Source organism: Microcoleus sp. AT8-B5 (genome assembly GCF_036705565.1).
Taxonomy (GTDB): domain Bacteria; phylum Cyanobacteriota; class Cyanobacteriia; order Cyanobacteriales; family Microcoleaceae; genus Microcoleus.
Map to the genome: position 1 here is coordinate 90,711 of NZ_JAUBUY010000018.1, position 25,767 is coordinate 116,477.

38 protein-coding genes and 1 pseudogene are annotated in these 25,767 nt (G+C 47.8%); 34 read left to right on the top strand and 5 right to left on the bottom strand.

All coding sequences use genetic code 11. The annotated features are described in order from the left end of the window. Window positions 1–29 precede the first annotated feature (29 nt). Together QUB39_RS14525 and QUB39_RS14530 are read right to left on the bottom strand one after the other, a co-directional pair. Window positions 30–371: a hypothetical protein gene (locus tag QUB39_RS14525; protein ID WP_445243067.1), complete on the bottom strand. Its 342-nt coding sequence runs from the start codon at window positions 369–371 to the stop codon at window positions 30–32. 136 nt (window positions 372–507) lie between these two features. Further along, a pseudogene (locus QUB39_RS14530) lies at window positions 508–745 on the bottom strand (HD domain-containing protein); the annotation flags it as partial. A 144-nt stretch (window positions 746–889) separates the two neighbouring features. On the opposite strand from QUB39_RS14530, the gene QUB39_RS14535 reads away from it, so the two are divergent. From QUB39_RS14535 to QUB39_RS14545, 3 genes are all read left to right on the top strand, one after another. Beyond that, a complete protein-coding gene (locus QUB39_RS14535; RefSeq protein ID WP_333340466.1) occupies window positions 890–1,513 on the top strand; it encodes a Uma2 family endonuclease in 624 nt (207 codons plus the stop codon). Window positions 1,514–1,589: 76 nt separating this feature from the next. After that, window positions 1,590–3,140 carry a thymidylate synthase gene (locus tag QUB39_RS14540; RefSeq protein WP_333057782.1) on the top strand — a complete coding sequence of 517 codons (1,551 nt, stop codon included), beginning with the start codon at window positions 1,590–1,592 and terminating at the stop codon, window positions 3,138–3,140. Further along, entirely contained in the window at window positions 3,137–3,676 is a 540-nt protein-coding gene (locus tag QUB39_RS14545; RefSeq protein WP_333057783.1) for a dCMP deaminase family protein, read from the top strand. The genes QUB39_RS14540 and QUB39_RS14545 overlap by 4 nt, the downstream gene beginning before the upstream one ends. A 351-nt stretch (window positions 3,677–4,027) precedes the next feature. Here the strand turns inward: QUB39_RS14545 and QUB39_RS14550 are convergent, their stop codons facing one another. The 3 genes from QUB39_RS14550 to QUB39_RS14560 form a co-directional block, all read right to left on the bottom strand. Further along, a complete protein-coding gene (locus tag QUB39_RS14550) occupies window positions 4,028–4,513 on the bottom strand; it encodes a salt stress protein, Slr1339 family (RefSeq protein WP_333209328.1) in 486 nt (161 codons plus the stop codon). 73 nt (window positions 4,514–4,586) lie between these two features. Further along, window positions 4,587–5,192 carry a VWA domain-containing protein gene (locus QUB39_RS14555; RefSeq protein ID WP_333057785.1) on the bottom strand — a complete coding sequence of 202 codons (606 nt, stop codon included), beginning with the start codon at window positions 5,190–5,192 and terminating at the stop codon, window positions 4,587–4,589. A 114-nt stretch (window positions 5,193–5,306) separates the two neighbouring features. After that, a complete protein-coding gene (locus QUB39_RS14560; protein WP_332978150.1) occupies window positions 5,307–5,783 on the bottom strand; it encodes an NAD(P)H-quinone oxidoreductase subunit N in 477 nt (158 codons plus the stop codon). A 430-nt stretch (window positions 5,784–6,213) separates the two neighbouring features. Between QUB39_RS14560 and rplC the strand changes: the two genes are divergently transcribed. The 31 genes from rplC (at window position 6,214) to prfA (ending at window position 25,762) form a co-directional block, all read left to right on the top strand. Beyond that, the gene (gene rplC / locus QUB39_RS14565) at window positions 6,214–6,849 is read left to right on the top strand and encodes a 50S ribosomal protein L3 (protein WP_190657996.1); all 636 of its coding nucleotides are present in this window, start codon (window positions 6,214–6,216) and stop codon (window positions 6,847–6,849) included. 190 nt (window positions 6,850–7,039) lie between these two features. Beyond that, window positions 7,040–7,672 (top strand): 50S ribosomal protein L4, encoded by a 633-nt coding sequence (gene rplD, locus QUB39_RS14570; RefSeq protein ID WP_190657994.1) that lies wholly within the window; start codon window positions 7,040–7,042, stop codon window positions 7,670–7,672. Beyond that, on the top strand, window positions 7,665–7,973 hold the full coding sequence (locus QUB39_RS14575) for a 50S ribosomal protein L23 (protein WP_006634999.1): 309 nt from the start codon (window positions 7,665–7,667) through the stop codon (window positions 7,971–7,973). The genes rplD and QUB39_RS14575 overlap by 8 nt, the downstream gene beginning before the upstream one ends. A 175-nt stretch (window positions 7,974–8,148) precedes the next feature. Continuing rightward, entirely contained in the window at window positions 8,149–9,012 is an 864-nt protein-coding gene (gene rplB, locus QUB39_RS14580; RefSeq protein ID WP_333057787.1) for a 50S ribosomal protein L2, read from the top strand. A gap of 113 nt (window positions 9,013–9,125) precedes the next feature. Beyond that, entirely contained in the window at window positions 9,126–9,407 is a 282-nt protein-coding gene (rpsS, locus tag QUB39_RS14585) for a 30S ribosomal protein S19 (RefSeq protein ID WP_041623488.1), read from the top strand. A 97-nt stretch (window positions 9,408–9,504) separates the two neighbouring features. After that, window positions 9,505–9,864, top strand: a complete 360-nt coding sequence (rplV, locus tag QUB39_RS14590; RefSeq protein ID WP_006634996.1) for a 50S ribosomal protein L22 — start codon at window positions 9,505–9,507, stop codon at window positions 9,862–9,864. A gap of 121 nt (window positions 9,865–9,985) precedes the next feature. Beyond that, the gene (gene rpsC / locus QUB39_RS14595) at window positions 9,986–10,714 is read left to right on the top strand and encodes a 30S ribosomal protein S3 (protein ID WP_006634995.1); all 729 of its coding nucleotides are present in this window, start codon (window positions 9,986–9,988) and stop codon (window positions 10,712–10,714) included. A 115-nt stretch (window positions 10,715–10,829) separates the two neighbouring features. Beyond that, the gene (gene rplP / locus QUB39_RS14600) at window positions 10,830–11,249 is read left to right on the top strand and encodes a 50S ribosomal protein L16 (protein ID WP_333057788.1); all 420 of its coding nucleotides are present in this window, start codon (window positions 10,830–10,832) and stop codon (window positions 11,247–11,249) included. 160 nt (window positions 11,250–11,409) lie between these two features. After that, a complete protein-coding gene (gene rpmC / locus QUB39_RS14605) occupies window positions 11,410–11,691 on the top strand; it encodes a 50S ribosomal protein L29 (RefSeq protein ID WP_333057789.1) in 282 nt (93 codons plus the stop codon). A 68-nt stretch (window positions 11,692–11,759) separates the two neighbouring features. Next, window positions 11,760–12,008 carry a 30S ribosomal protein S17 gene (rpsQ, locus tag QUB39_RS14610; protein WP_006634992.1) on the top strand — a complete coding sequence of 83 codons (249 nt, stop codon included), beginning with the start codon at window positions 11,760–11,762 and terminating at the stop codon, window positions 12,006–12,008. A 116-nt stretch (window positions 12,009–12,124) separates the two neighbouring features. After that, window positions 12,125–12,493, top strand: a complete 369-nt coding sequence (rplN, locus tag QUB39_RS14615) for a 50S ribosomal protein L14 (protein WP_006634991.1) — start codon at window positions 12,125–12,127, stop codon at window positions 12,491–12,493. A gap of 1 nt (window position 12,494) precedes the next feature. Next, window positions 12,495–12,857, top strand: coding sequence for a 50S ribosomal protein L24 (gene rplX / locus QUB39_RS14620; protein ID WP_333057790.1), 363 nt, complete (start codon window positions 12,495–12,497; stop codon window positions 12,855–12,857). A 146-nt stretch (window positions 12,858–13,003) separates the two neighbouring features. Continuing rightward, a complete protein-coding gene (gene rplE, locus QUB39_RS14625) occupies window positions 13,004–13,549 on the top strand; it encodes a 50S ribosomal protein L5 (protein WP_006634989.1) in 546 nt (181 codons plus the stop codon). A gap of 22 nt (window positions 13,550–13,571) precedes the next feature. Beyond that, window positions 13,572–13,976 (top strand): 30S ribosomal protein S8, encoded by a 405-nt coding sequence (rpsH, locus tag QUB39_RS14630; RefSeq protein WP_190657976.1) that lies wholly within the window; start codon window positions 13,572–13,574, stop codon window positions 13,974–13,976. Window positions 13,977–14,099: 123 nt separating this feature from the next. Then, entirely contained in the window at window positions 14,100–14,648 is a 549-nt protein-coding gene (rplF, locus tag QUB39_RS14635; RefSeq protein ID WP_333057791.1) for a 50S ribosomal protein L6, read from the top strand. A gap of 2 nt (window positions 14,649–14,650) precedes the next feature. Continuing rightward, window positions 14,651–15,013, top strand: coding sequence for a 50S ribosomal protein L18 (gene rplR / locus QUB39_RS14640; protein ID WP_333057792.1), 363 nt, complete (start codon window positions 14,651–14,653; stop codon window positions 15,011–15,013). A gap of 131 nt (window positions 15,014–15,144) precedes the next feature. Then, window positions 15,145–15,693: a 30S ribosomal protein S5 gene (rpsE, locus tag QUB39_RS14645; RefSeq protein WP_190745441.1), complete on the top strand. Its 549-nt coding sequence runs from the start codon at window positions 15,145–15,147 to the stop codon at window positions 15,691–15,693. A 146-nt stretch (window positions 15,694–15,839) separates the two neighbouring features. Next, on the top strand, window positions 15,840–16,286 hold the full coding sequence (gene rplO / locus QUB39_RS14650; RefSeq protein ID WP_006634984.1) for a 50S ribosomal protein L15: 447 nt from the start codon (window positions 15,840–15,842) through the stop codon (window positions 16,284–16,286). Between the two features lie 102 nt (window positions 16,287–16,388). Continuing rightward, a complete protein-coding gene (gene secY, locus QUB39_RS14655) occupies window positions 16,389–17,693 on the top strand; it encodes a preprotein translocase subunit SecY (protein WP_333057793.1) in 1,305 nt (434 codons plus the stop codon). Window positions 17,694–17,698: 5 nt separating this feature from the next. Further along, window positions 17,699–18,283 (top strand): adenylate kinase, encoded by a 585-nt coding sequence (locus QUB39_RS14660; RefSeq protein ID WP_333209323.1) that lies wholly within the window; start codon window positions 17,699–17,701, stop codon window positions 18,281–18,283. Between the two features lie 293 nt (window positions 18,284–18,576). Further along, a complete protein-coding gene (infA, locus tag QUB39_RS14665; protein WP_006276978.1) occupies window positions 18,577–18,801 on the top strand; it encodes a translation initiation factor IF-1 in 225 nt (74 codons plus the stop codon). A gap of 368 nt (window positions 18,802–19,169) precedes the next feature. Beyond that, the gene (gene rpmJ, locus QUB39_RS14670) at window positions 19,170–19,283 is read left to right on the top strand and encodes a 50S ribosomal protein L36 (protein ID WP_015178722.1); all 114 of its coding nucleotides are present in this window, start codon (window positions 19,170–19,172) and stop codon (window positions 19,281–19,283) included. Between the two features lie 83 nt (window positions 19,284–19,366). Further along, complete coding sequence (rpsM, locus tag QUB39_RS14675; protein ID WP_006634981.1) at window positions 19,367–19,750, top strand: 30S ribosomal protein S13; 384 nt, start codon at window positions 19,367–19,369, stop codon at window positions 19,748–19,750. Window positions 19,751–19,834: 84 nt separating this feature from the next. Further along, a complete protein-coding gene (rpsK, locus tag QUB39_RS14680) occupies window positions 19,835–20,233 on the top strand; it encodes a 30S ribosomal protein S11 (RefSeq protein ID WP_332978136.1) in 399 nt (132 codons plus the stop codon). 174 nt (window positions 20,234–20,407) lie between these two features. Continuing rightward, complete coding sequence (locus tag QUB39_RS14685; RefSeq protein WP_333057810.1) at window positions 20,408–21,352, top strand: DNA-directed RNA polymerase subunit alpha; 945 nt, start codon at window positions 20,408–20,410, stop codon at window positions 21,350–21,352. Between the two features lie 124 nt (window positions 21,353–21,476). After that, window positions 21,477–21,827, top strand: coding sequence for a 50S ribosomal protein L17 (rplQ, locus tag QUB39_RS14690; RefSeq protein ID WP_006634978.1), 351 nt, complete (start codon window positions 21,477–21,479; stop codon window positions 21,825–21,827). A 29-nt stretch (window positions 21,828–21,856) separates the two neighbouring features. Next, the gene (gene truA, locus QUB39_RS14695) at window positions 21,857–22,699 is read left to right on the top strand and encodes a tRNA pseudouridine(38-40) synthase TruA (protein WP_333057795.1); all 843 of its coding nucleotides are present in this window, start codon (window positions 21,857–21,859) and stop codon (window positions 22,697–22,699) included. A 139-nt stretch (window positions 22,700–22,838) separates the two neighbouring features. Continuing rightward, on the top strand, window positions 22,839–23,294 hold the full coding sequence (rplM, locus tag QUB39_RS14700; RefSeq protein ID WP_015178725.1) for a 50S ribosomal protein L13: 456 nt from the start codon (window positions 22,839–22,841) through the stop codon (window positions 23,292–23,294). Further along, window positions 23,294–23,707: a 30S ribosomal protein S9 gene (gene rpsI, locus QUB39_RS14705; protein ID WP_194067224.1), complete on the top strand. Its 414-nt coding sequence runs from the start codon at window positions 23,294–23,296 to the stop codon at window positions 23,705–23,707. The genes rplM and rpsI overlap by 1 nt, the downstream gene beginning before the upstream one ends. A 305-nt stretch (window positions 23,708–24,012) precedes the next feature. Next, window positions 24,013–24,321 (top strand): 50S ribosomal protein L31, encoded by a 309-nt coding sequence (gene rpmE, locus QUB39_RS14710; RefSeq protein WP_333057796.1) that lies wholly within the window; start codon window positions 24,013–24,015, stop codon window positions 24,319–24,321. A 346-nt stretch (window positions 24,322–24,667) separates the two neighbouring features. Next, a complete protein-coding gene (gene prfA / locus QUB39_RS14715; RefSeq protein WP_333057797.1) occupies window positions 24,668–25,762 on the top strand; it encodes a peptide chain release factor 1 in 1,095 nt (364 codons plus the stop codon). Window positions 25,763–25,767: the final 5 nt, after the last annotated feature.

The following is a 25,767-nucleotide window of genomic DNA, read 5'->3' on the forward strand; positions in this document are numbered from 1 at the left end:
TGATAATTAGTGATTTTTACCTTCAGTGTTCAGCCTTCAGAAAACTGTTCTAATTCTAAAACTGTGCGGTCTAATTCTTCCACTATAGGCGTTAACTCAGCTTTGCGGAATGCTTCTACTAAAGAACGATAATACCAGAGAGAACCATCTTTGCCGCCTTTGAAGCGTTCCCAAACAGTATCTCCTAATTGACGGGAATCTTTCAGGATCGATCGAGCATTATAAAGTTTATCAGCAGCCGAGACTAATCTGACTGAGGCAGAAGCTGTAGAAATGCGATCGATATAAGCTTGTTTTCGCTGTCCCCAAGGGGGTTTCGGCGTCTCGTCACTGTCGGTACAGCCGTCTACAATCGCTGTTACCGAAAGCATCCAGGATACCCGCCACGTGATTCATCCGTCCAGAAATAAAAAACCTGTATCTGATGAAACTTGCCGAACGTATTTATCTCGCGCAAGTCAATTCTTCAATCTAAAATCTAAAATCTAAAATCTAAAATCGATTGACGGTATCGCCAAAGCGGTGGCGGATGGCTTCGCGGGTGGTGGCGCCGCCTTGATCTTCGATCGCCGGAGTGAAGCAAAGCTGCGATCGCCTCATCTTCATTTGCCCCATATTCTAAAGCTATACTAGCAGTGCCCAACAAATGGGCAATGTAGGGAACGCCGGAACCTTTGCGAACTTGGGTAGCGTGCAATTCGGCCCCATAGGTGAGGGCTTCAGAAAAACGGTTTGAGAGAATCATGAAAGTCACCTTTCTGAATTGCTATGATATATAAATTGTCGGGCTAAGTTGAAAAGACAAAATCTACCAAGTTCAATCATGTCATCGAATGCGATCGAGAGCGATCGCTTGTAAAATTATAATCGTTAAAGAGATGTTTATAGCATGACAGCTACTATAATTATACCAAACAGTGGCGACCAAAACTCAGACCAAGAACTACCGCAAAAATTAGAAAATGTAGCAGAAATTCCGCCACAATCTGAGACTAAAAAAGTCATATCTCTCGAAAAGTTTTTAGTCAAGCCTCCTGATAGAATGGAATGGGTTGACGGCAACTTAGTTGAGAAAACAGGAATGACATTCAAGCACGGTCTCGCTCAAGTTAATCTAGCTACTGCCTGGAAAACTTACAAAAATTCCAGCGGACAGGGAGGAGAAGTTGTTACAGAAGTCCTTTGTCGCACTAGCAAGCAGGGTCGCCGTCCCGATGTTGCTTACATTACTCCTGAACTGCTGCCACAATCAGGCAATTTTACAGCCTTTTCCCAAAGTTTTCCTTTGATAGCGGAAGTTGCTTCTCCCGAAGATAGTGGCGAAGAGTTATTTGCCAAAGCTCAGGAATATTTGGAATCGGGATGTTTAGAAGTTTGGTTGCTGTTTCCTGAAGCTAGATTAATATTTGTCAATGCAGGGCAACGCTGGCGGTTGTTTAATGCCGATGAAGTTGTTAACACTCAAAGTGTGCTTGCAGGTTTTAGCGTAGCTGTGAGTGAATTGTTGGCTTGAGGAATTTGTTCAAACAAAATTATCAAAGATTCTGCAGTATTGATATAGTAGTACGCGGTGCAAAAAACGGTAAGCCATGACAGCCACAAATCTCGTCAATAAATTTGAGTACAAACCCCTATACAAACCAAATCAATTAATTTGCGGAACGGGGCAAACAGCCATTGTCAGCGGCTGGACAGTAAAAAGTGCGATCCTTTCCAAGGGCAGCGCTAACGGCAAAAAATTACAACCCAATGAATTTGCTGTCATCGGACAACTATACTCTCCTACTCGCGGCATCAACTTCTTAATTAGAAACTTGCTGTGCAATCCCCACGTCCGCTTTTTAGTAATTCTCAACGCTACCAAAGAAGACCGCAACTCCGGTGCCGCAGCGTGCCTAATCGACTTTTTTCGTAACGGCTTTGAAGCAGGCAAAAGCGATACAGGTAGAGATTGCTGGCTAATTAAATCTTCAATATTTGGCTACATTGATATTGAAATAGCAGCAGAAGCCTTAGAACTATTGCGTCATTCAATAGAATGGAAAGAAGCAAAAAACATAGCAGAAACAGTGACTTTTGTCAAGTGTTTTTCTGAAAAAGAATCTGTTGAACCCTGGGGAGAACCCGTAACTTTTCCGCTAGTCGAAATCGTCCCCACCGTACTCCCCGGCCAGAAATACGGACACAGAATCGAAGGCAAAACTATCGCCGAAACATGGGTAAAAATCATTCACCGAATTAAGACCACCGGCACCTTGCGGCCGACTGGTTACGACGGACAGTGGCAAGAATTAATCGACTTAATGGCAGTGATTACAGATGAACCTGCGGAGTTCTATTTTCCCGAACCGAATTACTTACCAATCGACCGCGATTTCCTCGAACAGTACAAACCGCAAATGCTGGAAGATGCCCCGTATAACGAAGGCATTAAATATACCTACGCACAGCGGATGCGGTCGTGGTTTGGACGAGATCAAATTGAAGAAGTTATTACCAAACTAATTAAGGAAATTGACGCGGCAAGTGCTGTAATTAGTCTGTGGGATGCAGGCGGAAATGTTAACAGAAGGGCTGACGGTTCCTCAGACCACCAGCACAGCGGCAGCCCTTGTTTAAATCACATTTGGGTGCGAGTTGTAGACGGTGAAATATCGCTAACCGCAACTCTCCGCAGTAACGATATGTTTGCGGCTTGGCCGGCTAATGCCATGGGTTTGCGGGCTTTGCAGCAGCACATTCGAGATGAAATTGCGAGGCGTTCCGATTATAATTTGACGATGGGCCCGTTGGTAACGCTGAGTCAATCGGCTCACTTGTATGACGATACCTTTGAAAATGCCGATCGACTAATTCAAACCCAATATGCTAAAATCTGCGAAGATCGAGACTTTTTCGATGCAGCAGGCAATTTTTTAGTTGAAGTAGCCGACAATCAAATAGTTGTCACGCAAACCACCCCCGGCAGTGGCGAAGTTGTCACCTGTTATTCTGGAAAAAACCCTCTCAAGTTAGTGCGAGAAATTTGTGCAGCTTCCCCGGCTATCAAAGGCGAGCATATTGGTTATTTGGGAATAGAATTGCAAAAGGCGGCCGAGTGTCTGAAAACCAGCAACCAATACATTCAGGATAGAAAATGAATCTAGAAGAAGAAAGACCGAATTGGGACGAATACTTCTTAATGTTAGCAAAATTGGCCGCTACTCGATCGACTTGTTTGGCTTTTCCTGTAGGCGCAGTGATAACTAAAAACAGGCAAGTTTTAGCAACGGGTTACAACGGTTCGCCGTCTGGTTCGGCACACTGTACTACTCAAGGCTTCTGCTATCCCGGTTTGAGTAGTTGCGACGCCAGTAAAACTTTGCCCTCAAGGGCGGTTCACGCGGAAGCAAATGCGATCGCCAAAGCTGCTAAACACGGTATATCTACTGCTGGGGCAAGTATTTACGTCACTTTAGAACCCTGCATCTATTGTTTGAAATTAGTCATTGCGGCGGGCATTAGAGAAGTGTTTTACGAAACGAGTTTTAACAGCGGAGAAAAAGCTGCTTTGAGAGATACTTTTATCAGTGAAGGTATTGTTGAGTTAAAACAAATTCAGCTATCTGAAGATACAGCAAAAAAGGCGGCTTTGTTTTTGTTGCATCCTACATCTGTTGCCAAAAAATTAGTATAGGATCAATCCTTCCCGTGGTTGTCGCAGCCACAGGAAATAACTGTGCTGTGTCCCTATAAATGATATTTATTTGCTGGCAATTTGTAGGGATACGGCAGTGCCGTATCCTAAATCCCGTGTGATACACAGGATATTATTTCCGGTCCCTAATACGGTAGGGGCGGGTTCACCAAAAATATCTGCCAATAATTGACAATCTCAAAAACCCGCCCTTTTAATCGCTCGATCAGACAGGATATGATATTTATTTTACCCTTTGCAAAGACACAGCACTGCCGTGTCTTTACAACAAATAGAGATGGCAATTAACCAAAAAACGGCCTGACAAATTATGAATACGGTGTAGTTCAATCAATCAAACTCATTCACCACTTGCAAATAGTCGATCGCCGCATCTATCCTCGAAGAATACTTAAAAGCAAACTGATCGAACCAATATCCCTCATCGGAATTCTTATCCAACTTTTTCAGCCAAACCTGAGCTTGCCTAACTTTCTGTCTGTGCGTTTGTACGTCCAACTCCGGCACCGCGACTTTTTCTGCTGGCTGCGGTTCCAGTGAAGCTACTTCCTGAGCTTGATTTTGTGCTTCGTGCTCAGCCTTAAGGGGTTGCTGTGAAGCCACTTCTTGAGCTTTATTTTGCGCTTCGTACTCAGCCTTAATTTGAGCTAAATCCTTGTCCAAAGGACTAGCATACAAATTTATATCTGATGTTTTAAATGTTGGATTTGCCGGCGCTTGTGCTTGCACCGGCGCCTGAGTTTTCAACTCAGCATTTTTTTGAGATGCTTGATACTCTGCCTTAAGTTCACCTAACAGGCGTTCGATAGATTCCATAACTTAAACCCCCCTAAAAAATGCTGCTGGGCTAACTAGCCCAAATATAATCGCGTGAACTTCGCCCGCCTCCTCAATCAGTTATTGCATTCAGCAATACCTCTGTCAGGGTCATTCCTTCAATATCATCCATCGTGACAGTATCAACGATATCAAATTTAGCCCCGGCGCTTTGCAGTTCGTCATCCAATATTTTGAGAAACTTAGTAGCTTCCGGCGCATTTCCTACTTGAATGAAAGAAATCGCCAACTCTTCATCTCGATCGAGCTTCCGGGAAGCCTCTATAATCGTTTTCATCACTTCTTTGCGATCGTCCGGTTCGCCGTCCGTCACTACTAATATTGTTTCCCCATTTTGCTTAGTCTTACCGGATGCTTTGCGCTGAAAATAACTGTTCAAGGCGTCTTGCAGAACAGCCGCTAAATTCGTAGTTCCCGAAGGTTCGTTTTCTTGGAAAATTTGCACGACTTTAGCTGATGTTACGTTGTCGTAGCGCTTGAAGCGACCGGAAAACACATAAACTGTTATGCCATCAGGATCGAGTTCTTCGCATTTATTCGCCAATGCGATCGTCGATTCTTGCATGAGCGCCCACCGACTTTTACCGCCCATCTGGTCTTTTGTGTACATACTGCCGCTTTTGTCAATAATGATGGTATAATCGCGGTTCTGAAGCATAAGATTTTTCCTGTTAATTAAGTTCCAAAAATATCAAAACCAGCGAGCAGAAGCTGTTGAGCTTTAGTTGCTCGCTGCGTTTTTTAGTTGATTTGCGATCGCAAATACCGGAATTTAAGCTGCAACTAAAGCATCTTTAAGTGGCTTCCAGCTAAAAGCTCGATCGCCCCCCATCTCAACTGCTATTTTAACTCGCGGTTCTAACGTCGGCAAAACAGTCAAATACTCAATCTCCTGACTCGACAAAATCTGCCCTTCAATAATCCACAGCACCAGTCCTTTTGCTTTAGGTGGCAAATTGTCTAATTGAGTTTTCAACATCGGCGGCACGTAGTACGTATAACCCACAGCCCCTTCATTGCCAGTAGTTTTCTTGCCCAAATGCGGTGGCCGCACGCCGTGAACCCCCGTTAAATACATCGCCAAATCACCCAAACCCCGCGCCGAAATCGTGTACGCACCGTAGCCCGCAGCCCTCAGCCTGCGGAGGTAGCGCCCCTCAAATCCTCCTTCTAAAGGAACGTACAGGGCCAGCGACCCCGACTTTTCCAAATCCCGAATCAGATCAGATCCTGTCGTAATCAGTCCCATAAATTGTGTTTCCTGCTGTATCAAAATTTGGTCGATCGCTGCTTGCGAGCTGGAAATATTATAAATCCTAAAGTTGAGGCGAAAAATTCTCATCGCGGCCTTGACAAACGGCAAACACTTCATGTACTATTGTGAATTGTCGCCGTAAAGGATACTGAGTGGTTTGCTGCTCAAGTCCTGGCGCAAACAAGCAAGACCGAGACAAAACTCGGAGATATAGCAGGTAAAAAGCCGCGAATCTCAACCCTTGCAAGACTTCCACAAGCTCGCTCCCAAATTTAAAACTCAAATTTTAAACACCGAGGAAGGCTGTTGGTTGATAACAGTTAATTGCAGGAACACTGAAATAAATGTTTCTGCACAAGAGCAAGCGGATTGACGTAAATTTCGCAATCCGAAACCTCTTGCGTAAATAAAAGGAAGAAAATCCGTGTCTGTAGGCATTCTTGGCACTAAACTAGGCATGACTCAAGTGTTTGACGACCAAGGGAGAGCCATCCCCGTCACCGTCATACAAGCAGGGCCTTGTACAGTAACTCAAATCAAAACCAAACAAACTGACGGCTACGGTGCCGTTCAAGTTGGATACAACGAAGTCAAACCAAAGGCTCTCAACAAGCCAGAACTAGGACACCTTGCCAAGTCGGGGGCGAATCCATTGCGCCACTTGCAGGAATACCGCTTGGAAGACACCAGTTCCTTTGAATTAGGTCAACAACTAAAAGCAGATACCTTTACACCGGGACAAATAGTAGATGTCATCGGTACAAGCATCGGTAAAGGTTTTGCAGGTTTTCAAAAGCGCCACAACTTTAAACGAGGCCCCATGTCTCACGGTTCCAAGAACCACCGCGAGCCTGGATCGATCGGACCTGGAACTACTCCCGGTCGCGTTTATCCTGGGAAAAGAATGGCAGGACGTATGGGCAACGTTCAAGTCACCGTCCGCAAACTAACAATTGTCCGGGTGGATACAGAGCAGAATTTGCTGCTAATTAAGGGAGCAGTTCCCGGCAAAGCTGGCGCCTTAGTCAATGTTGTGCCTGAGAAAAAAGTAGGACGTTAGTCAGTAGTCATTAGTCAGTAGTCAGCAGTCAGTAGATAGTGGTTGGTCGTTAGTAGCAAGCAATAACTAAGAACTAAAAGCTGAAAACTAAGAACCCAAAACTAAGACCTGAAAACAGACAACAGACGACAGACAACAGACAACAGACAACTAACAACAGACAACTAACAACAGACAAAGGACAAAAGATATGGTTAATTGTGTAGTGCGAAATTGGCAAGGCGAAGAAGTTGGGGAAACAACTTTAGAACTGCGCGTAGCCAAAGAAGAAAATGCGTCTCACATCGTTCACAGAGCATTGACGAGGCAACTAAATAATGCCCGTCAAGGAAATGCTTGCACCAAAACTCGATCGGAAGTCAGAGGCGGTGGCCGCAAACCCTGGCGTCAAAAAGGCACGGGTCGAGCCAGAGCAGGTTCTATCCGTTCTCCGCTGTGGCGGGGCGGCGGTGTCATCTTCGGGCCAAAACCGAGAGACTTTGAAGTCAAAATGAACAAAAAGGAACGCCGTCTCGCTTTGCGGACAGCATTCCAAAGTCGCACCGAAGACATCATTGTGGTTGAAGAATTTGCAGAGCAATTTCCGAGACCGAAAAGCAAAGAATTGCTGAGTGCGATCGCCCGCTGGGGCATCGAACCCGATACAAAAGTTCTGTTAATCTTGCCAGAACCGCAACCAAACGTCTACTTATCCGGACGCAACATCGAATTAGTAAACGTCATCTTGGCAACCTCCCTGAATGTTTACGACGTTCTCGCGGCTGACAAAATTATCGTCACATCTACAGCCATAGCTAAAATTCAGGAGATTTACGGTGAGTAAAATCGACCCCCGCGACTACGCAGATTTGATCCAGCGTCCGATTCTCACCGAGAAAGCTACCCGAATGATGGAATTAAATCAATTCACATTCGACGTAGCTCCCAAAGCGACGAAGCCTCAAATCAAAGCTGCAATCGAAGAACTATTTAAGGTCAAAGTCATCGGCGTCAACACCCAAAACCCGCCGCGCAAAAAGCGTCGAGTTGGCAAATTCGTCGGCTTTAAACCTTGTTACAAGCGAGCAACCGTAACTCTGACCGACGGAGACTCGATCCGCAAACTCCTATTCCCAGAAGTCTAGACGATTTTGGATTTTAGATTTTAGATTTTAGATTTTAAATTGCGGTTAACTGGTGGAAATTATCGAACCAGAAAACTCGTAAGTTAACCAAATATCGCCAATCTTCAACCTAAAATCTAAAATCGATAAACGTCAAATCCAAAATCCAAAATCCAAAATCTAAAATAGATCGATTATGGGCATCCGTTCTTACCGACCTTATACCTCCAGCACCCGAGAACAAACCGTCTCGGACTTTGCTGAAATTACCAGATCAGAGCCAGAAAAGTCTCTAACCAGCAACAAGCACACCAAACAAGGCCGCAACAACCGAGGCGTCATTACCTGTCGCCACCGGGGAGGCGGTCACAAACGGCTGTATAGAGACATTGACTTCCGCCGCGACAAACACAGCATTCCCGCTACCGTCAAGGCGATCGAATATGACCCCAATCGCAACGCCCGCATCGCCCTCCTGTTCTACAAAGACGGCGAAAAACGGTACATCCTGCACCCGCTCAACTTAAACGTCGGTACAGTAATTGTCTCAGGCCCAGACGCGCCGATCGAAATCGGTAACGCCCTCCCCCTGAAGAACATTCCCCTCGGTACAAGCATCCACAACGTCGAGCTAGTACCCGGAAAAGGCGGACAAATCGTTCGCTCCGCCGGCTCCAGCGCTCAGCTAATGGCAAAAGAAGGTAGCTACGTCACCCTCAAACTGCCATCCGGCGAACAGCGCAAAGTCCGCGCCGACTGCTACGCCACCATCGGTCAAGTCGGCAACACAGACGCCAGAAACATCAGCTTGGGTAAAGCCGGCCGCACCCGCTGGAAAGGTCGCAGACCCACCGTTCGCGGTAGCGTCATGAACCCGGTAGACCACCCGCACGGCGGTGGCGAAGGCAGAGCTCCCATCGGACGTCCGGGGCCTGTCACTCCTTGGGGTAAACCAGCATTGGGTGCAAAAACTCGACGCAAAAACAAGCGCAGCGACGCTTTAATAGTCCGGCGCCGCCGCAAAGCTTCCAAACGCGGCAAGGGCGGCAGACAAAGCTAGTCATCAGTCAGCAGTCTTCAGTGCTTAGTTATTAACTGCTAACTAATGACTGAGGACTGATGACCAATGACTGCTGAAAGCTGACTAATGACTCCTGAATTACTAAAAAAATCATGTCTCGATCGCTAAAAAAAGGCCCCTTTGTCGCAGATCATCTGATGACAAAAATCGAAAAACTCAACGCCGCCGGCCAAAAACAAGTAATTAAAACTTGGTCGCGCTCTTCCACAATCCTGCCCCAAATGGTAGGTCACACGATCGCCGTTCACAACGGCAGACAGCACGTACCCGTCTACCTCACCGACCAAATGGTAGGTCACAAACTCGGAGAATTTTCCCCCACTCGCACCTTTAGAGGTCACGCGAAAAGTGGTGATAAAAAGGCAAAAAGATAGCCGAATTAGGTGACAGGTAATAGGTAATCGGACAAACTTTTTCCCAATTACCAATTACCTTTTTCCCAATTACCAATTACCAATTACCCAAATCGAAATGGTTATAGATACCACATCCGAAATTAAGGCGATCGCCCGTTACATCCGGACATCCCCCTTCAAAGTGCGCCGAGTCCTCGACCAAATTCGCGGCAAAAGCTACCAAGAAGCGCTGATTTTACTCGAATTCATGCCCTACCGCGCCTGCGAACCAATCGTCAAAGTTTTGCGATCGGCAGTAGCAAACGCCGAACACAACGCAGGATTGGATAAATCCAAGCTAGTAGTGTCTCAAGCTTACGCAGACCAAGGCCCAGTCCTCAAACGCTTTAGACCCCGCGCTCAAGGTCGCGCCTACCAAATCCGCAAGCCAACCTGTCACATTACCGTAGTAGTAGCTCCGCTCGTAGAAAACTAAACCAGGGAAAAACGTAAGAGGTAATAAACAGCTTAAAGTTGAAAAAAATGGGTAATCACCAATTACCAATTACCAATTACCAATTACCAATTACCAATTACCAATTAACTCATCAACTATTATGGGCCAAAAAATACATCCAATTGGTTTTCGCCTCGGCATTACCCAAGAGCACCGCTCTCGCTGGTTTGCCGATCCCAAAAACTATCCAGAACTCTTGCAAGAAGACTATAAAATTCGCAAGTACGTTCGTAAAACCCTCAGCAATGCCGGTATTTCATCGGTCAAAATTGAGCGGAAAGCCGATCAAATCGACCTAGAAGTGTTCACCGCCAGACCAGGCGTTGTCGTAGGCCGCGGCGGAGCAGGCATCGAAACCTTGCGCGTCGGTTTGCAGCAGCAACTCGGTAGCAACCGCCAAATCCGCATCAACGTCGTCGAAGTTCAGCGAGTAGATGCCGATGCCACATTGATCGCAGAATACATCGCTCAGCAACTAGAACGGCGCGTATCCTTCCGCCGAGTAGTCCGCCAAGCAATCACCCGCGCCCAAAAAGTCGGCATCCAAGGCATCAAAATTCAAGTCAGCGGACGCCTCAACGGTGCAGAAATTGCCCGTACCGAATGGACGCGCGAAGGAAGAGTCCCCTTGCACACGCTGCGGGCCGACATCGACTACTCTTACTGCACTGCTCAAACCATCTACGGTATTCTGGGCATTAAAGTTTGGGTTTTCAAAGGTGAAATTATTCCCGGACAGGAACAAGAGGCAGCACCAAATGCCGCAGTGCCCCGTACCAAACAAAAGCGCCGCCGCCAGAACTTTGAAGATCGATCGAACGAAGGCTAGCTAATTGTTAACTGTTAGTTGTCACTTGTTAATTGTCAGTTGTTCCAAACCAATTAGCAATTAGCAATCACCAATTACCAATTACCAATTACCAATTACCCAACTCCCTTTCGCCATGTTAAGCCCTAAAAGAACCAAATTTCGCAAACAACAGCGCGGGCGAATGAGCGGTGTTGCCACCCGCGGCAACACAGTTAGCTTTGGCGACTTCGCGCTCCAAGCCGTCGAACCCGCCTGGATCACTTCCCGCCAAATAGAAGCCGGACGGCGCGCCATGACCCGCTATATCCGTCGGGGTGGCAAAATCTGGATTCGCATTTTTCCCGACAAACCAGTCACCCAGCGCGCAGCAGAAACCCGGATGGGTTCTGGTAAAGGCTCACCAGAGTTTTGGGTTGCCGTGGTCAAACCGGGCCGGGTAATGTTTGAAATTGGCGGCGTAAGTGAAGAAACTGCCCGCGAAGCAATGCGTTTGGCATCTTTCAAATTACCAATTAAAACCAAGTTCATCACTCGCGAAGAAGACCAGTCATAGCGAAGAGCGAAGGTAGAATTAGGTCTGTATTAATCAGCATTTTAAACGGCTACAGCATTTTAAAATCTGGCTTTCATAACTTTTCTTTCCTTCGACCTTCAGCCAAGCGAGACAATTCTGTCTTCTGTCATACCGCTCGCTAACGATAAAGCACACAATTATGTCTTTGACCAAGATTAAAGAAGCTAGAGAATTAAGCGATGCTGCAGTAGCAGAGCAAATTTTAGCCGTCAAGCGCCAACTAATGGAATTGCGGCTCCAGCAAGCTACCGGCCGCATGGAAAAGCCTCACCTGTTCAAGCACGCCAAACACCGGCTAGCTCAATTGATGACAGTTGAACGCGAGCGCCAAATCCTTGCTGAGAAAGAAGCGGCAGCAAAATCAGCCCCAGCTAAAGAAACAGCAGATTCTGCTCCCAGCCCAGAAGTCAGCCCAGAGTGAGCAGCAGCCTAGCCTCGGCTCGCACAGTAGCTAAAAACAAGTCAATTGCACAACAAAAATAGGTAGCTATGGCAATTAAAGAACGAGTTGGCGTAGTAGTCAGCGACAAGATGGATAAAACCGTCGTGGTAGCAATCGAAAACCGCTCCTCCCACACCAAATACGGCAAAATCGTAGTCCGCACCAAGCGGTACAAAGCTCACGACGAAGAAAATCAGTGCAAATCCGGCGATCGCGTCCGCATCACTGAAACTCGCCCACTGAGCAAAACCAAACGTTGGACGGTTGCTGAGATTTTTGGGACAAAAAACGGCTAAGAGTTAATTGCGATCTCGCGCTCGCCCGATCGGTACTTGATTAATCAATTAGCCGTCAACAGTCAACAGTTAACAGTCAACAGTTAACAGTCAACAGTTAACAGTCAACAATCACCATGATTCAACCCCAGACATACCTCAATGTCGCCGACAATAGCGGAGCCCGCAAACTGATGTGCATCCGCGTATTGGGAGGCGGCAACCGTCGCTACGGCGGAGTCGGCGATGTCATCATTGCCGTCGTCAAAGACGCCATCCCCAATATGGCCGTCAAAAAATCAGATGTCGTTCGGGCTGTCATTGTCAGAACCCGCAAAGGTTTGCGCCGCGACAGTGGCATGAGCATTCGTTTTGACGATAACGCCGCCGTTATTATCAACGTAGACGGCAACCCCAAAGGCACTCGCGTCTTCGGCCCCGTCGCCCGCGAACTGCGCGACAAAAACTTTACTAAAATCGTTTCCTTAGCCCCGGAGGTACTTTAAAATGTACGGAAAAAAGGGTAAACCAACTAGCGAGCCGCAGCGCTACAGAATGCACGTCAAAGCAGGCGACACCGTGCAAATAATTACTGGCAAAGAGAAAGGAAAAGTCGGAGAAATCTTAAAGACATATCCTAAAGTCAGCAAAGTAATTGTTAAAGGTGTAAACATCAGAACAAAGCACGTCAAGCCCCAGCAAGAGGGAGAGTCCGGGAAAATACTCACGTTTGAGGCTCCCATTCACAGCTCCAATGTCATGCACTATTCCGAAAAAGAAAAAATAGCTAGCCGCGTTTGCTATACATTTAGCGAAGACGGTCGGAAACTGCGACAGCTCAAAAAAACTGGAGAAATCATCGATAATTAGTCATTAGTCTTTAGTCATTAGTCATTAGACAAATGCTTTCCTGACAACAGTCAACGGACAACAGTCAACGGACAACTGACAACAGTCAACTGACAACTAATAATTCCCTGACCAAGCCCAGGGACAGTTAACGAAACACAAAAACTATGCCGGACAAACTCAAAGTTCTTTATCAAGGAAAAATCGTTCCCACACTGATGGATCAGTTTAAATATACTAATATCCATCAGGTTCCTAAACTCGTCAAAGTCACAGTGAACCGCGGTTTGGGAGAAGCATCTCAAAACGCTAAGGCACTGGATTCGTCGATCAACGAAATTGGCATCATCACCGGTCAAAAACCAGTGGTGACGCGGGCGAAAAAAGCGATCGCAGGCTTCAAAATCCGCAAAGGAGTACCCGTCGGCGTTATGGTGACGCTGCGCGGCGATCGGATGTACGATTTTCTCGATCGGCTGATCAACCTCGCACTTCCCCGCATCCGCGACTTCCGCGGCATCAGCCCCAAAAGCTTCGACGGGCGCGGCAACTACAGCTTGGGTCTGAGAGAACAGCTAATTTTTCCAGAAATAGAATATGACCGCATCGATCAAATTCGAGGCATGGACATTTCAATTATCACCACAGCAAACACCGACGAAGAAGGACGCGCCTTGCTTAAAGAAATGGGAATGCCGTTCCGGGACAACTAAGCACTAGAGTAAGAAGCAAAAGATGGCAGCTAACGATACCATAGCAGATATGTTGACGCGCATTCGCAATTCTTGCATGGCGCGCCACCAAACAACGCAAATTCCAGCTACAAAAATGACCCGCAGCATCGCCCAAGTCCTCAAAAGTGAAGGCTTCATCGGCGAATTTGAAGAAGCAGAAGCAGAAGGGGTCAAGCGACATTTAGTGCTTTCTCTAAAGTACAAAGGTAAAACTCGCAAGCCCATTATCACGGCACTTAAGCGAGTCAGCAAACCAGGACTGCGCGTTTACTCGAACCGTAAAGAATTGCCCAGAGTATTAGGCGGAATTGGCATTGCCATTATTTCCACCTCCAGCGGCATTATGACGGATAGAGAAGCTCGACGCCAAGGTTTGGGCGGTGAAGTGCTTTGTTATGTTTGGTAGTCATTAGTCATTAGTCATTAGTCACTGGTCGTTGGCAACAGACTCAAAAATCAATCACTAAGGACTAATAACTAAGCACTAATAATCAAGGACTAATAACTAAAAACAAAGGACCAAAAAACTATGTCGCGAATTGGCAAGCGTCCGATTAGCATCCCCACGAAAGTCACCGTCACCCTAGACGGTCAAAAAGTAGCCGTCAAAGGCCCTAAAGGTGAACTTTCCCGAGTTATCCCAGCCGAAATCCTCATGGGAATTGAAGGCGAGACTTTACTCGTTACCCGCCGAGACGAATCTCGCGTCGCCAGACAACTGCACGGCTTGTGCCGCACCCTCGTCGCCAACATGGTCGAAGGTGTATCAGAAGGTTTTCAGCGGCGTCTCGAAATTATCGGCACAGGTTATCGGGCACAGGTTCAAGGACGGAACCTGATTTTAAACGTCGGTTACAGCAAACCCGTTGAAATGCCCCCTCCAGAAGGCATCACAATGGCAGTTGAAGGCAACACCAACGTCATTGTCTCCGGCATTGACAAAGAACTCGTAGGCAATACAGCAGCCCGCATCCGCGCGGTGCGTCCGCCCGAAGTCTACAAGGGCAAAGGCATTCGCTACAGCGGCGAAGTTGTCCGGCGCAAAGCTGGTAAAACAGGCAAAACAGGTAAGAAGTAACAATGAAGCTTACTCGCAAAGAATCAGTCCAGCGCAGACACCGCCGTGTTCGGCGCAAGGTGTTCGGCACCGCCGAACGTCCCAGACTAGCGGTATTTCGCTCAGATCAGCACATCTACGCTCAAGTCATCGACGACACCGCCCAGCACACTTTGGCCTCCGCGTCAACCCTCGATCCCGAATTGAAGTCAACTCTCAGTTCTGGCGGCAACTGTTCCGCGAGCGTGCAAGTCGGTCAGTTGATTGCCAAACGCTGTTCCAGCGCTGGCATAGTCAAAGTCGTATTCGATCGCGGGGGCAACCTCTATCACGGTCGTGTCAAAGCCCTCGCAGAAGCAGCTCGCGAAGCGGGGTTAGACTTTTAGGAAGAAGGAAGAAGGAAGAAGGAAGAAGGAAGAAGGAAAAAAGAATATACAACAAAATTCTTAATTCCTAATTGTTAATTTCTCATTTCCAACTACCAGTTACTAATCCCCAATTCCCAAAGAACAAAACTATGGCAGAACAAAAAGAACAGCGCAACAAGAAAAAAAGCAGCAGCAACAACAAAGGGCGCGAAAAAGAATCCGAATGGCAAGAACGGGTTGTTCAGATTCGGCGCGTTACCAAAGTAGTCAAAGGTGGTAAAAAACTCAGCTTCCGCGCCATAGTCATTATCGGCAACGAACGCGGTCAAGTAGGAGTAGGAGTCGGCAAAGCTAGCGACGTAATCGGTGCCGTTAAAAAAGGCGTCGCTGACGGCAAAAAGCACCTAATTGAAGTCCCCCTCACCAAATCTAACTCCATCCCTCACCCCATCAACGGTGACGGTGGCGGAGCTAAAGTGATGATGCGGCCGGCCGCTCCAGGAACCGGGGTAATTGCAGGGGGAGCAGTGCGAACTGTTCTCGAACTAGCAGGAGTCCGCAACATCTTAGCCAAACAGCTAGGTTCTGGAAATCCCTTAAACAACGCCCGAGCCGCAGTCAATGCCCTCTCCACCCTCCGCACCTTGTCCGAAGTTGCTCAAGAGCGCGGAATTCCAGTAGAAAATCTCTACGGTTAGGGCACGCGAGAATGGGAAACTGTAAGTTTTGAGTGTTAAGTGCTTGCGGTGAAAATAAAAAAATCCGCAACTCAAAACTCACGCACTCAAAACTACTGCGTACCCCCTCTCTAAATACCAATTACCAATTACCAATTACTAAAACTATGAGATTGCAAGACGCCCGACCCAAAGCAGGCTCCCAAAAGCGCCCCCGACGCTTGGGCAGAGGTATTTCTGCCGGTCAAGGCGCGAGCTCCGGCAAAGGGATGCGCGGTCAAAAATCTAGAGCCGGTAGCGGCACTAGACCCGGTTTTGAAGGAGGTCAAAATCCTCTCTACCGCCGTCTCCCCAAGTTGAAAAGCTTCCCTCTAGTGAACCGGAAAGAGTACACTACCATTAATGTAAGTAAATTAGCATCGCTGCCAGCAAACACCGAAGTTACTCTCACCTCTCTGATCCAAGCAAAAATTGTCACCACAGACGACGGGCCGCTGAAAATCTTAGGAGATGGCGAACTGAATGTACCTTTGCAAGTGCGCGCCTCGGCTTTTACCGCAGGTGCTCGCACCAAAATTGAAGCTGCAGGCGGAAGTTGCGAATTAGTTGCGTGAAGATTTGAGGTTTGAGAGTCTGTCCAAATCTCAAATCCTCAAGCTTGCTATCAGAAAATGATTTAGTCGAAAATCCCAAATCTAAAATCCAAAATCGTAACTATGGACGTTAGTAGAGAGAAAGCGCCAACTGCACAAGAGACGTTCATGCAGATGGCTCAAGCTGCTGGTTTGCGAGGCCGCATCCTCGTAACCGTTGGCTTACTGATTTTAGTACGCCTGGGTGTCCACTTGCCAGTCCCCGGCATCGATCGAGTCGCCTTTGCCCAAAACGTCCAAAATAGCCCTTTAATTGGCTTTCTGGATTTGTTCTCAGGAGGCGGCTTGTCTGCTTTGGGGATTTTCGCGTTGGGGATTTTGCCCTACATTAATGCTTCAATTATTGTGCAACTTCTAACTGCGGCTCTGCCAAGCTTAGAAGACTTGCAAAAAAATGAAGGGGAAGCGGGGCGGCGCAAGATTTCTCAAATTACTCGCTACGTTTCATTGGGCTGGGCAATTCTGCAAAGTATTGGCATTGCGATTTGGGTCAGCCCTTTTGCTCAATCTCCAGCGCCTTTATTCATAGCAGAAACTGCTTTGGCTCTGACAGCCGGCTCAATGTTTGTGATGTGGATATCGGAAGTGGTGACGGAACGAGGTATCGGGAACGGAGCTTCGTTGTTGATTTTTATCAATATTGTGTCGGTATTGCCACGCTCTTTGGGACAAACTTTTGAATTGGCTCAAAGTGGGGACACGCAAGTTGTCGGCCGCGTAGTCGTTCTACTGCTGGTCTTTTTGGTGACGATTGTCGGGATTGTTTTTGTTCAGGAAGGTACTCGCCGCATTCCGATTATCTCTGCCCGGCGCCAAGTCGGCCGCAAAGTTTATCGGGAGAGCCGGAGTTATCTGCCCCTGCGCTTGAATCAAGGCGGAGTGATGCCGATTATTTTTGCATCTTCGGTGTTGATTGTGCCTTCTTTCCTCGCTCAGTCTCTCAATAACCCGTTTTTGGTTCAAGTTGCTAATGTTTTGAGTCCGAACGGCCCAGCCCCTTGGGCTTACGCGCTGTTTTATCTGACTTTGATTCTATTCTTCAGCTATTTCTACGCTTCGTTGATTGTCAACCCCGTAGATATGTCTCAGAACTTGAAAAAAATGGGCGCTAGCATTCCGGGAATTCGTCCGGGTCAGAAAACGAGTGATTATGTGGAGAAGGTTTTGAACCGTTTGACTTTCTTGGGAGCGATTTTTCTCGGTCTGGTGGCCATTGTACCAACTGCTGTAGAAAGCGCGATCGGAGTGCAAACTTTTAGAGGTTTTGGCGCAACTTCCCTACTGATTCTAGTAGGTGTCGCGATCGAAACTGCTAAGCAAATTCAAACTTACGTCATCTCCCAGAGATATGAAGGAATGGTGAAGTAATCGTAATGCAATTTATTTTCATGGGGCCTCCAGGGGCGGGAAAGGGAACTCAGGCTCAGATATTAGGCGCTCTCTGGAAAATACCCCACATTTCTACCGGCGAAATCCTGCGCGCCTGCGTGGTGGCGAAAACTGCCTTGGGTCTAAAGGCGCAAGCCTACATGGACAGGGGTGAGTTGGTTCCCGACCAATTGCTGATGGATATCGTGCAGGAACGCTTGAATGAACCGGACGCTAATGCGGGCTGGATTCTCGACGGCTTTCCCCGCACTGTTACCCAGGCAACTTTTTTAGACAAACTGCTGCACGAGCTTAGCGGTGCCGAGGGGAGTACATCGAACCCAAAATGTGGTCTCAAAGCTGTTAATCTCGACGTTCCTGACGACATTTTGGTGTCTCGCCTGCTGTCGCGGGGCCGGCAGGATGACAATGAGGAGACGATCCGCCGTCGGTTGCAAGTTTATCGCGAGCAAACTGAGCCTTTGATTGATTTTTACAGCGGCCGTCAACAGTTAGTTGCGGTTGATGGCGATCGAGCAATGGAATTAGTCACCGCAGAACTGCAACAATCTCTCTCGATCGACTCTTGAACCCTCTCAATACAGCTTGTTACTCACAAGCTTTTGCTAAGATATGTTAACTAGGAGCTTTTTGTGCTATCAGGTTTTGTGAGGGTTGCTAGAGACCGGATTGAACTCGATACTAATTGCCACAACTTTACTCAAGTAAAGCTAAAACAAGCGGTTGGTTGAGTATTAAAGTCGATCGAGGCGCCCTAATTATTGCCCCCCGTTCCCGTTGGACTCCTACCAGTAAATAGGTTTTGAGGCTCACGCCGGGACACTCCTAGTTAATCAAATGTAGAGTTGAGGTAAATACCAAATTGTCTAAGCAAGATTTAATTGAAATGGAAGGGACAGTGACGGAATCCCTGCCCAATGCGATGTTTCGCGTTGACCTAGATAATGGGTTTAACGTGCTGGCTCACATTTCCGGCAAGATCCGCCGCAACTACATCAAAATTCTGCCTGGCGATCGCGTCAAAGTCGAATTGACTCCCTATGACTTGACCAAAGGCAGGATTACATATCGCCTTCGGAAAAAATAGGCTTAGATAAAACTTTCTAAAAACTAATTCTAAGTTTAATTTAGAGAGAATTTGGTAAAAAGCTTCAAATTTATGCTATAATGCTACGTTTGTAGTGTTGCCGAGAAGGGCGTCAACAACCTACCGGTGTATCGGGTTAAGTCATTGTTACACCGTAAAAACATCGCTCGCCACCACTCTGGCGCAGGCGAACTTTACCCAGCAATGGGAGTGGGTGCAAGCGGGCTCCTTCATGAAACAACCCGCACTTTATACAATTTAATCGAGGAGAGGTCTACACCTTGCCCAGCCTCTCCTCCCACCGCTCTACGGGCAGTCCCAGCGTGCCTGTTCTCCGCTAGAGCGGGGTTCTCCAGGCAGGAAGAAAGATGAAAGTTCGAGCATCTGTCAAAAAAATTTGTGAGAAATGTCGCGTCATCCGCCGTCGCGGTCGAGTGATGGTGATATGCACTAACCCGAAACACAAACAACGCCAAGGTTAGAAAAAAAGAAGATTGGGCACTGCACGCAGGTGCATCCTAATTGAACATTGTAGCCAAACAGGAAAACTAGGGAGAGAAAAAGTGTGGCACGGATTGCCGGGGTAGACCTTCCACGCGATAAGCGCGTCGAAATAGGTCTGACATACATTTACGGAATAGGCTTGTCGCGAGCCCAAAAAATTATCGCTGCAACAGGCGTAAATCCTGACACTCGCGTCAAGGATTTAACAGAGGCCGACGTGACAGCTCTGCGGGCTCATGTAGAAACAACATACCAAATCGAAGGAGACCTCCGGCGCTGGGAGTCAATGAACATCAAGCGCCTGATGGACATCGGAACTTATCGCGGTCGGCGTCACCGTTTGGGTCTGCCGGTGCGGGGACAACGAACCCGTACCAACGCCAGAACCCGTCGTGGCGTCCGCCGAACAGTTGCGGGCAAGAAAAAGGCACCTTCCAAGAAGTAACATCTTTTTGGGAAAAATACGCTGGGGGCTGCTGGCTCCTAGCGCTTCGGGACATTAGTTGAGAGAAACGTTAAAGAGACTAATATGGCGCGACCACAAACAGGCAAGAAATCTGGTGCAAAAAAGCAGAAACGGAATGTACCCAATGGGGTAGGCTACATCCAGTCTACCTTTAACAACACGATTGTAACTATTACCGACCTCAACGGCGAAGTGATATCCTGGGCATCTGCAGGTTCCAGCGGTTTTAAAGGAGCTAAAAAGGGAACTCCCTTTGCCGCTCAAACAGCAGCAGAAAGTGCTGCCCGCAGAGCCAACGACCAAGGAATGCGCCAAATAGAAGTAATGGTGAGCGGGCCTGGAGCAGGTAGAGAAACTGCAATCCGGGCGCTGCAAGGGGCGGGACTGGAAATCACCCTGATTAGAGATGTTACCCCAATTCCTCACAACGGCTGTCGCCCTCCCAAGCGGCGTAGAGTCTAAAACGATTTGAGATTTTAGATTTTAGATTTTGGATAATGGCTAACTGCTTAAAGTCAAAAACTAATGGTTCTAACTGTTGCCCCGTCCATCCAAAATCCGAAATCCGTTCAGGGGTATGCTCTGCAATCTAAAATCCAAAATCAAAAATCCAAAGTGGAAAAGGGAGGTCACTCCGTGGCGCAGTTTCAAATTGAATGTATAGAGTCTAACACTGACAAAGACCGCAGTCAGTACGGAAAATTTGTCCTGGAACCGCTCGATCGCGGTCAAGGAACAACTGTTGGGAATGCGCTTCGGCGAGTTCTGCTGTCAAACTTGGAAGGAACAGCAGTAACTTCAGTCCGAATCGCGGGCGTCAATCACGAGTTTGCCACGATCGAAGGGGTACGTGAGGATGTTCTAGAAATTCTCCTGAACATGAAAGAGGTCGTCCTCAAAACTCATTCTCAGCAGCCCCAAATCGGCAGGTTGCGGATTGAGGGGCCTGTCACAGTTACGGCAGATCGATTCGATTTGCCCTCTGAGGTGGAATTGATCGATCGTTCCCAGTACATTGCAACTCTCTCCCCAGGCTCAGTTCTGGAAATGGAATTCAGAATTGAAAAAGGCATCGGATACCGAGCAGTAGACCGCAGTCGCGATGATGGGTCGGCTTTGGATTTTCTCCAAATTGACGCCATCTTTATGCCGATTCGCAGAGTCAACTACAGCGTTGAAGATGCTAGGGTAGGCGGTACTGTCGAGAAAGACCGGCTGATTATGGAAATCTGGACTGATGGCAGCGTTACTCCTCAAGAAGCTTTGAGTCAATCTGCCAACATCCTGGTAGATTTATTTTCACCTCTCAAAGACATCACCCAAGATTCTCTCAAACCAGAGTATCCAGGTGAAGCCGATCCTACTAGCCAAATTCCGATCGAAGAATTGCAGTTGTCCGTCCGGGCTTACAACTGTCTCAAGCGGGCTCAGATCAACTCAGTCGCAGACTTATTGGATTATACCCAAGAAGACTTGCTCGAGATCAAGAACTTCGGGCAGAAGTCTGCTGAAGAAGTGATTGAAGCTTTACAAAAACGCTTGGGCATTACCTTGCCACAGGAAAAATCAGCTAAAAGTTAATCAACGGGTAACGGGTAAAAAAGTTCTGAATTTTAAGTAGGTGAGTTTTTAAGTTAAAGAAATCACCCCCCTAGATCGCGGACTATCCCGGCACCCAATTACCAATTACCAATTACCAACTGCCATGCGTCACCGCTGTCGCGTTCCCCAACTCAGCAAACCGGCTGACCAGCGCCGCGCCCTACTGCGCTCGCTGACCACCGAATTAATCCGCCACGGTAAAATCACTACCACTCTCGCCCGCGCCAAAGCGCTGCGCTCAGAGGCGGACAGGATGATTACCCTGGCCAAAGATGGCTCCTTAGCCTCTCGCCGCCAAGCTATGGGCTATATCTACGATAAACAGTTAGTACACGCCCTGTTTGAGGCTGCCCAAGAACGGTACGGCTCGCGCAACGGCGGCTACACCCGCGTAGTGCGAACTGTCCCCCGTCAAGGAGACAATTCCGAAATGGCGATCGTTGAACTGGTTTAATTCAATTTTGGGTTGGAGATTTGTGATTTATGACTGACAATCCAAAATCCCCAATCGAAAATCCCCAATCGATACAGCGCGTTGCTCTAGTAATCCAATACCTCGGCACTAACTTTCACGGTTGGCAGCGACAGCCGAACCAGCGTACAGTACAAGAAGAAATTGAAACAGCAATATCGACTGTTCTGGAACGCCCGGTAACGCTGCACGCTGCTGGGAGAACCGATGCGGGAGTTCACGCCGCTGCTCAAGTAGCGCATTTTGATGCCCACGGCCCAATTCCGGCTCACCGCTGGGCAAGCGTTCTCAACTCTCGACTGGCAAAAGATATTTTAATTCGAGCTTCGGCAAAGGTGGAACCTACCTGGCACGCTCGGTTCTCAGCCAGTTGGCGGCGCTATCGCTACACCCTTTATACAGACCCGACCCCTAATTTGTTTGTGCGTCCTTTTGCTTGGCACTGCTATCACGCCCCTGTGGATGAATCTTTGATTCAAACAGCTTTGACACCGCTCATCGGGCGGCATCACCTGGCTGCTTTCCACCGCGCGGGTTCTGCCCGCCCCCATTCCTGGGTGGACGTGCAAGCGGCCGAGTGTCAGCGTTCTGGGCCTCTTATCTATATAGAGGTTCAGGCGAGCGGGTTTCTGTACGGGATGATGCGGCTGCTGGTGGGGTTGCTGGTGCAGGTGGGTCGCGGGGAAAGGCCGATCGACAATTTCACCGATATCTGGGTCAACGAACGCCGAGAAATGGTAAAATATGCCGCTCCCGCTCAAGGTTTGTGCCTGCTGCGGGTTGGCTATTCAGAATTTCCCTTTCCCCCAGAGGTCTGGTACGACACTCAGCCAAAATTAGTCATTAGTCATTAGTCATTAGTCATTAGTCATTAGTCATTAGGTAACTACTAATAAAAAACTAAGGACAACTAACAATTAAAAACTGACAACTGACAACTGACAACTGACAACTAACAACAGTTAACAGTTAATAGACAACTAACAACAAACAATGAACAAAACTTACGTCCCTACTCAAGACTCCCTAGAGCACAAGTGGTACGTGGTCGATGCCGCCGACCAGCGACTGGGCCGTCTGGCAACTGAAGTTGCCATGTACCTCCGGGGGAAACACAAACCGACTTACACTCCTTCTATGGATACCGGCGACTTCGTAATTGTCATCAATGCCGACAAAATCGCTGTTACTGGCAAAAAACGCACCCAGAAAATCTACCGCCGCCATTCTGGAAGACCGGGCGGGATGAAAACAGAAACTTTTGCCAAATTGCAAGCACGTTTACCCGAAAGAATTGTCGAAGAAGCTATACGAGGAATGCTGCCTCACACTTCTCTGGGCAGACAACTGTTTACTAAACTCAAGGTGTACGCTGGCCCCAACCACCCGCACCAAGCTCAAAAACCAGAAGAATTAATTGTTCACACGATTCCGGGAGGAAATGAGTAATGCAAGCAACAGATACATCGGGTCGCGCTGTGTACTGGGGTACCGGCCGCCGCAAGTGTTCCGTAGCGCGGGTGCGCTTGGTTCCCGGCACTGGCATACTGACTGTCAATGGTAAAGAGGGGGATTTGTACCTGCAATTCAATCCTACTTATTTGGCTCTGGCTAAGGCTCCTCTGGAAACTTTGGGTCTGGAAAATGAGTACGACATTTTGGTAAAAGTCGAAGGCGGTGGCTTGACAGGTCAGGCTGACTCGATTCGCTTGGGTGTCGCTAGAGCACTTTGTCAATTAGACCCGGACAACCGCAAGCCTCTGAAGACTGAGGGCTATTTGACTCGCGACCCGCGGGCCAAAGAACGGAAAAAGTACGGTTTGCGGAAAGCTCGCAAAGCTCCTCAATACTCGAAGCGGTAATCGAGGTTCGGCAGCGGATTGTGTAACGGATGTAACGGATGTAATGGAAGTTCGGCAACGGATTTTTTAACGGATGTAACGGATGTAACGGAAGTTCGGATTGACGGAAGAAGGAAGAAGGAAGAAGGAAGAAAGAAAAGGCAAAAATTATCTATCCAGATTTTATCTGCCTTTTTTTGAAGTTTATTTCCGATTCCTGATTCCTGGTTCCAACAGATATAAGGCAAAATTCTTGCTGTTGTTGGTGTACAAGTCCTGCGGCAGCTAAAATGGTTGTAAAGTCAAAAATTAGAGAGTAAAAAACAATGGCAAAAGAAGGCATTCACCCTGAGTGGTATCCCGAATCTCAGGTTTATTGCAACGGCGAACTTGTGATGACTGTGGGATCAACTAGACCAAAGCTTCAAGTTGATGTCTGGTCGGGAAATCATCCTTTCTATACTGGCACTCAGAAGATTATTGATACTGAAGGTCGTGTGGAGCGCTTTATGCGGAAATACGGCATGACCGAGGTAGAAATGCCGAAGGCAGATGCTTCCTCTGGACCGCTGAAAATGGAAGATCCGAAAGCAGATGCTGCTAAGGCGGCTGGTAAAGGCAAAAAGAAGAAGTAGCCGGATTGTCATTTGTCCGCAGTTTGTTGAGAGTAGTTCTTTCTACTGGCAACTTACCGCCCTCGGATTTTAGATTTTAGATTGAAGACTTCGCTAGGCAGGCAGTTTAGTTCGATCGCGTAGAGTTCGATCGACATTCTATCCTAACTGCTCTTGATTTCTAAAATCTAAAATCTAAAATCTAAAATCTAAAATCGATCCGCCCTCGGATAGGAGAGTTTAGATTGAAGACTTCGCTATGCAGGCAGTTGAGTTCTATCGAGATTCTATCCCGACTGTTCTTCAAATCTAAAATCTAAAATCTAAAATCTAAAATCTAAAATCGATTGACAAAGGACAACTGACAATGGCTGAATCTTATTTGCTGGATAAATTGAAGTCGGTAGAGCAAACTTTTAATGAGTTGACTCGCCGCATGGCTGACCCGGATGTGGCTAGGGACAATCAAGAGTTTCAACGGGTAGCGAAAGCTCGATCGTCCTTGGAAGAAGTGGTCGATACTTTTGCTCTGTGGAAAACCACTCAGGAAGATTTGGTGGGCGCGCGACAGGTTCTCAAGGAAGCCGCGGGCGATCGAGATATGCAAGAAATGGCTGGGCTGGAAGTTCAGGAACTTGAGGCGAAGCTGGAGAATTTGGAAAGTCGTTTGAAGGTTTTGCTGCTCCCCCGCGACCCGAACGATGACAAGAATATTATGCTGGAAATTCGGGCGGGTACTGGCGGAGATGAGGCTAGTATTTGGGCGGGAGATTTGCTGCGGCTGTATTCGCGCTACGCTCAAACTCAAGGCTGGCAGGTGAAGTTGGTGAGCGAGTCGCTGGCGGAAATGGGCGGCTTTAAAGAGGTGATTCTGGAAGTTACAGGCGACAGCGTTTACAGCAAGCTGAAGTTTGAGGCTGGAGTACACCGGGTGCAGCGAGTGCCTGTGACTGAGGCTGGCGGCCGGGTGCATACTTCGACGGCGACGGTGGCTGTGATGCCGGAGGTTGATGATGTGGAGATTCACATCGATCCGAAGGATATTGAGATGAGCACGGCTCGATCGGGCGGCGCTGGCGGTCAAAACGTGAACAAGGTGGAAACTGCGGCGGATTTGTTTCACAAGCCGACGGGAATTCGGATTTTCTGTACTGAGGAGCGCAGTCAGTTGCAGAATAAGGAGCGGGCGATGCAGATTTTGCGGGCTAAGCTCTATGAGATGAAGTTGCGGGAGCAGCAGGATGAGGTGAAGTCGCGGCGTTTGGCTCAGGTTGGTACTGGTTCGCGATCGGAGAAGATTCGCACTTACAACTATAAGGACAATCGGGCTACCGACCACCGTTTGGGGGAAAATTTCTCGCTCAATAGTGTTTTGGAAGGGGATATTGAGGGGATTATTCAAACTTGCATTTCTCAGGATCAGCAGGAACGTTTGGCTGAGTTGGCTGCTTCTACTAATTAATGGAG

Excerpts from the sequence above, each read along its gene's own strand:
- QUB39_RS14525 (WP_445243067.1), bottom strand. The coding sequence starts at position 371 with ATGCTTTCGGTAACAGCGATTGTAGACGGCTGTACCGACAGTGACGAG.
- QUB39_RS14535 (WP_333340466.1), top strand. The coding sequence starts at position 890 with ATGACAGCTACTATAATTATACCAAACAGTGGCGACCAAAACTCAGAC.
- QUB39_RS14540 (WP_333057782.1), top strand. The coding sequence starts at position 1,590 with ATGACAGCCACAAATCTCGTCAATAAATTTGAGTACAAACCCCTATAC.
- QUB39_RS14545 (WP_333057783.1), top strand. The coding sequence starts at position 3,137 with ATGAATCTAGAAGAAGAAAGACCGAATTGGGACGAATACTTCTTAATG.
- QUB39_RS14550 (WP_333209328.1), bottom strand. The coding sequence starts at position 4,513 with ATGGAATCTATCGAACGCCTGTTAGGTGAACTTAAGGCAGAGTATCAA.
- QUB39_RS14555 (WP_333057785.1), bottom strand. The coding sequence starts at position 5,192 with ATGCTTCAGAACCGCGATTATACCATCATTATTGACAAAAGCGGCAGT.
- QUB39_RS14560 (WP_332978150.1), bottom strand. The coding sequence starts at position 5,783 with ATGGGACTGATTACGACAGGATCTGATCTGATTCGGGATTTGGAAAAG.
- rplD (WP_190657994.1), top strand. The coding sequence starts at position 7,040 with ATGGTTAATTGTGTAGTGCGAAATTGGCAAGGCGAAGAAGTTGGGGAA.
- rplB (WP_333057787.1), top strand. The coding sequence starts at position 8,149 with ATGGGCATCCGTTCTTACCGACCTTATACCTCCAGCACCCGAGAACAA.
- rpsS (WP_041623488.1), top strand. The coding sequence starts at position 9,126 with ATGTCTCGATCGCTAAAAAAAGGCCCCTTTGTCGCAGATCATCTGATG.
- rplV (WP_006634996.1), top strand. The coding sequence starts at position 9,505 with ATGGTTATAGATACCACATCCGAAATTAAGGCGATCGCCCGTTACATC.
- rpsC (WP_006634995.1), top strand. The coding sequence starts at position 9,986 with ATGGGCCAAAAAATACATCCAATTGGTTTTCGCCTCGGCATTACCCAA.
- rplP (WP_333057788.1), top strand. The coding sequence starts at position 10,830 with ATGTTAAGCCCTAAAAGAACCAAATTTCGCAAACAACAGCGCGGGCGA.
- rpmC (WP_333057789.1), top strand. The coding sequence starts at position 11,410 with ATGTCTTTGACCAAGATTAAAGAAGCTAGAGAATTAAGCGATGCTGCA.
- rpsQ (WP_006634992.1), top strand. The coding sequence starts at position 11,760 with ATGGCAATTAAAGAACGAGTTGGCGTAGTAGTCAGCGACAAGATGGAT.
- rplN (WP_006634991.1), top strand. The coding sequence starts at position 12,125 with ATGATTCAACCCCAGACATACCTCAATGTCGCCGACAATAGCGGAGCC.
- rplX (WP_333057790.1), top strand. The coding sequence starts at position 12,495 with ATGTACGGAAAAAAGGGTAAACCAACTAGCGAGCCGCAGCGCTACAGA.
- rplE (WP_006634989.1), top strand. The coding sequence starts at position 13,004 with ATGCCGGACAAACTCAAAGTTCTTTATCAAGGAAAAATCGTTCCCACA.
- rpsH (WP_190657976.1), top strand. The coding sequence starts at position 13,572 with ATGGCAGCTAACGATACCATAGCAGATATGTTGACGCGCATTCGCAAT.
- rplF (WP_333057791.1), top strand. The coding sequence starts at position 14,100 with ATGTCGCGAATTGGCAAGCGTCCGATTAGCATCCCCACGAAAGTCACC.
- rplR (WP_333057792.1), top strand. The coding sequence starts at position 14,651 with ATGAAGCTTACTCGCAAAGAATCAGTCCAGCGCAGACACCGCCGTGTT.
- rpsE (WP_190745441.1), top strand. The coding sequence starts at position 15,145 with ATGGCAGAACAAAAAGAACAGCGCAACAAGAAAAAAAGCAGCAGCAAC.
- rplO (WP_006634984.1), top strand. The coding sequence starts at position 15,840 with ATGAGATTGCAAGACGCCCGACCCAAAGCAGGCTCCCAAAAGCGCCCC.
- secY (WP_333057793.1), top strand. The coding sequence starts at position 16,389 with ATGGACGTTAGTAGAGAGAAAGCGCCAACTGCACAAGAGACGTTCATG.
- QUB39_RS14660 (WP_333209323.1), top strand. The coding sequence starts at position 17,699 with ATGCAATTTATTTTCATGGGGCCTCCAGGGGCGGGAAAGGGAACTCAG.
- rpmJ (WP_015178722.1), top strand. The coding sequence starts at position 19,170 with ATGAAAGTTCGAGCATCTGTCAAAAAAATTTGTGAGAAATGTCGCGTC.
- rpsK (WP_332978136.1), top strand. The coding sequence starts at position 19,835 with ATGGCGCGACCACAAACAGGCAAGAAATCTGGTGCAAAAAAGCAGAAA.
- rplQ (WP_006634978.1), top strand. The coding sequence starts at position 21,477 with ATGCGTCACCGCTGTCGCGTTCCCCAACTCAGCAAACCGGCTGACCAG.
- truA (WP_333057795.1), top strand. The coding sequence starts at position 21,857 with ATGACTGACAATCCAAAATCCCCAATCGAAAATCCCCAATCGATACAG.
- rplM (WP_015178725.1), top strand. The coding sequence starts at position 22,839 with ATGAACAAAACTTACGTCCCTACTCAAGACTCCCTAGAGCACAAGTGG.
- rpsI (WP_194067224.1), top strand. The coding sequence starts at position 23,294 with ATGCAAGCAACAGATACATCGGGTCGCGCTGTGTACTGGGGTACCGGC.
- rpmE (WP_333057796.1), top strand. The coding sequence starts at position 24,013 with ATGGCAAAAGAAGGCATTCACCCTGAGTGGTATCCCGAATCTCAGGTT.
- prfA (WP_333057797.1), top strand. The coding sequence starts at position 24,668 with ATGGCTGAATCTTATTTGCTGGATAAATTGAAGTCGGTAGAGCAAACT.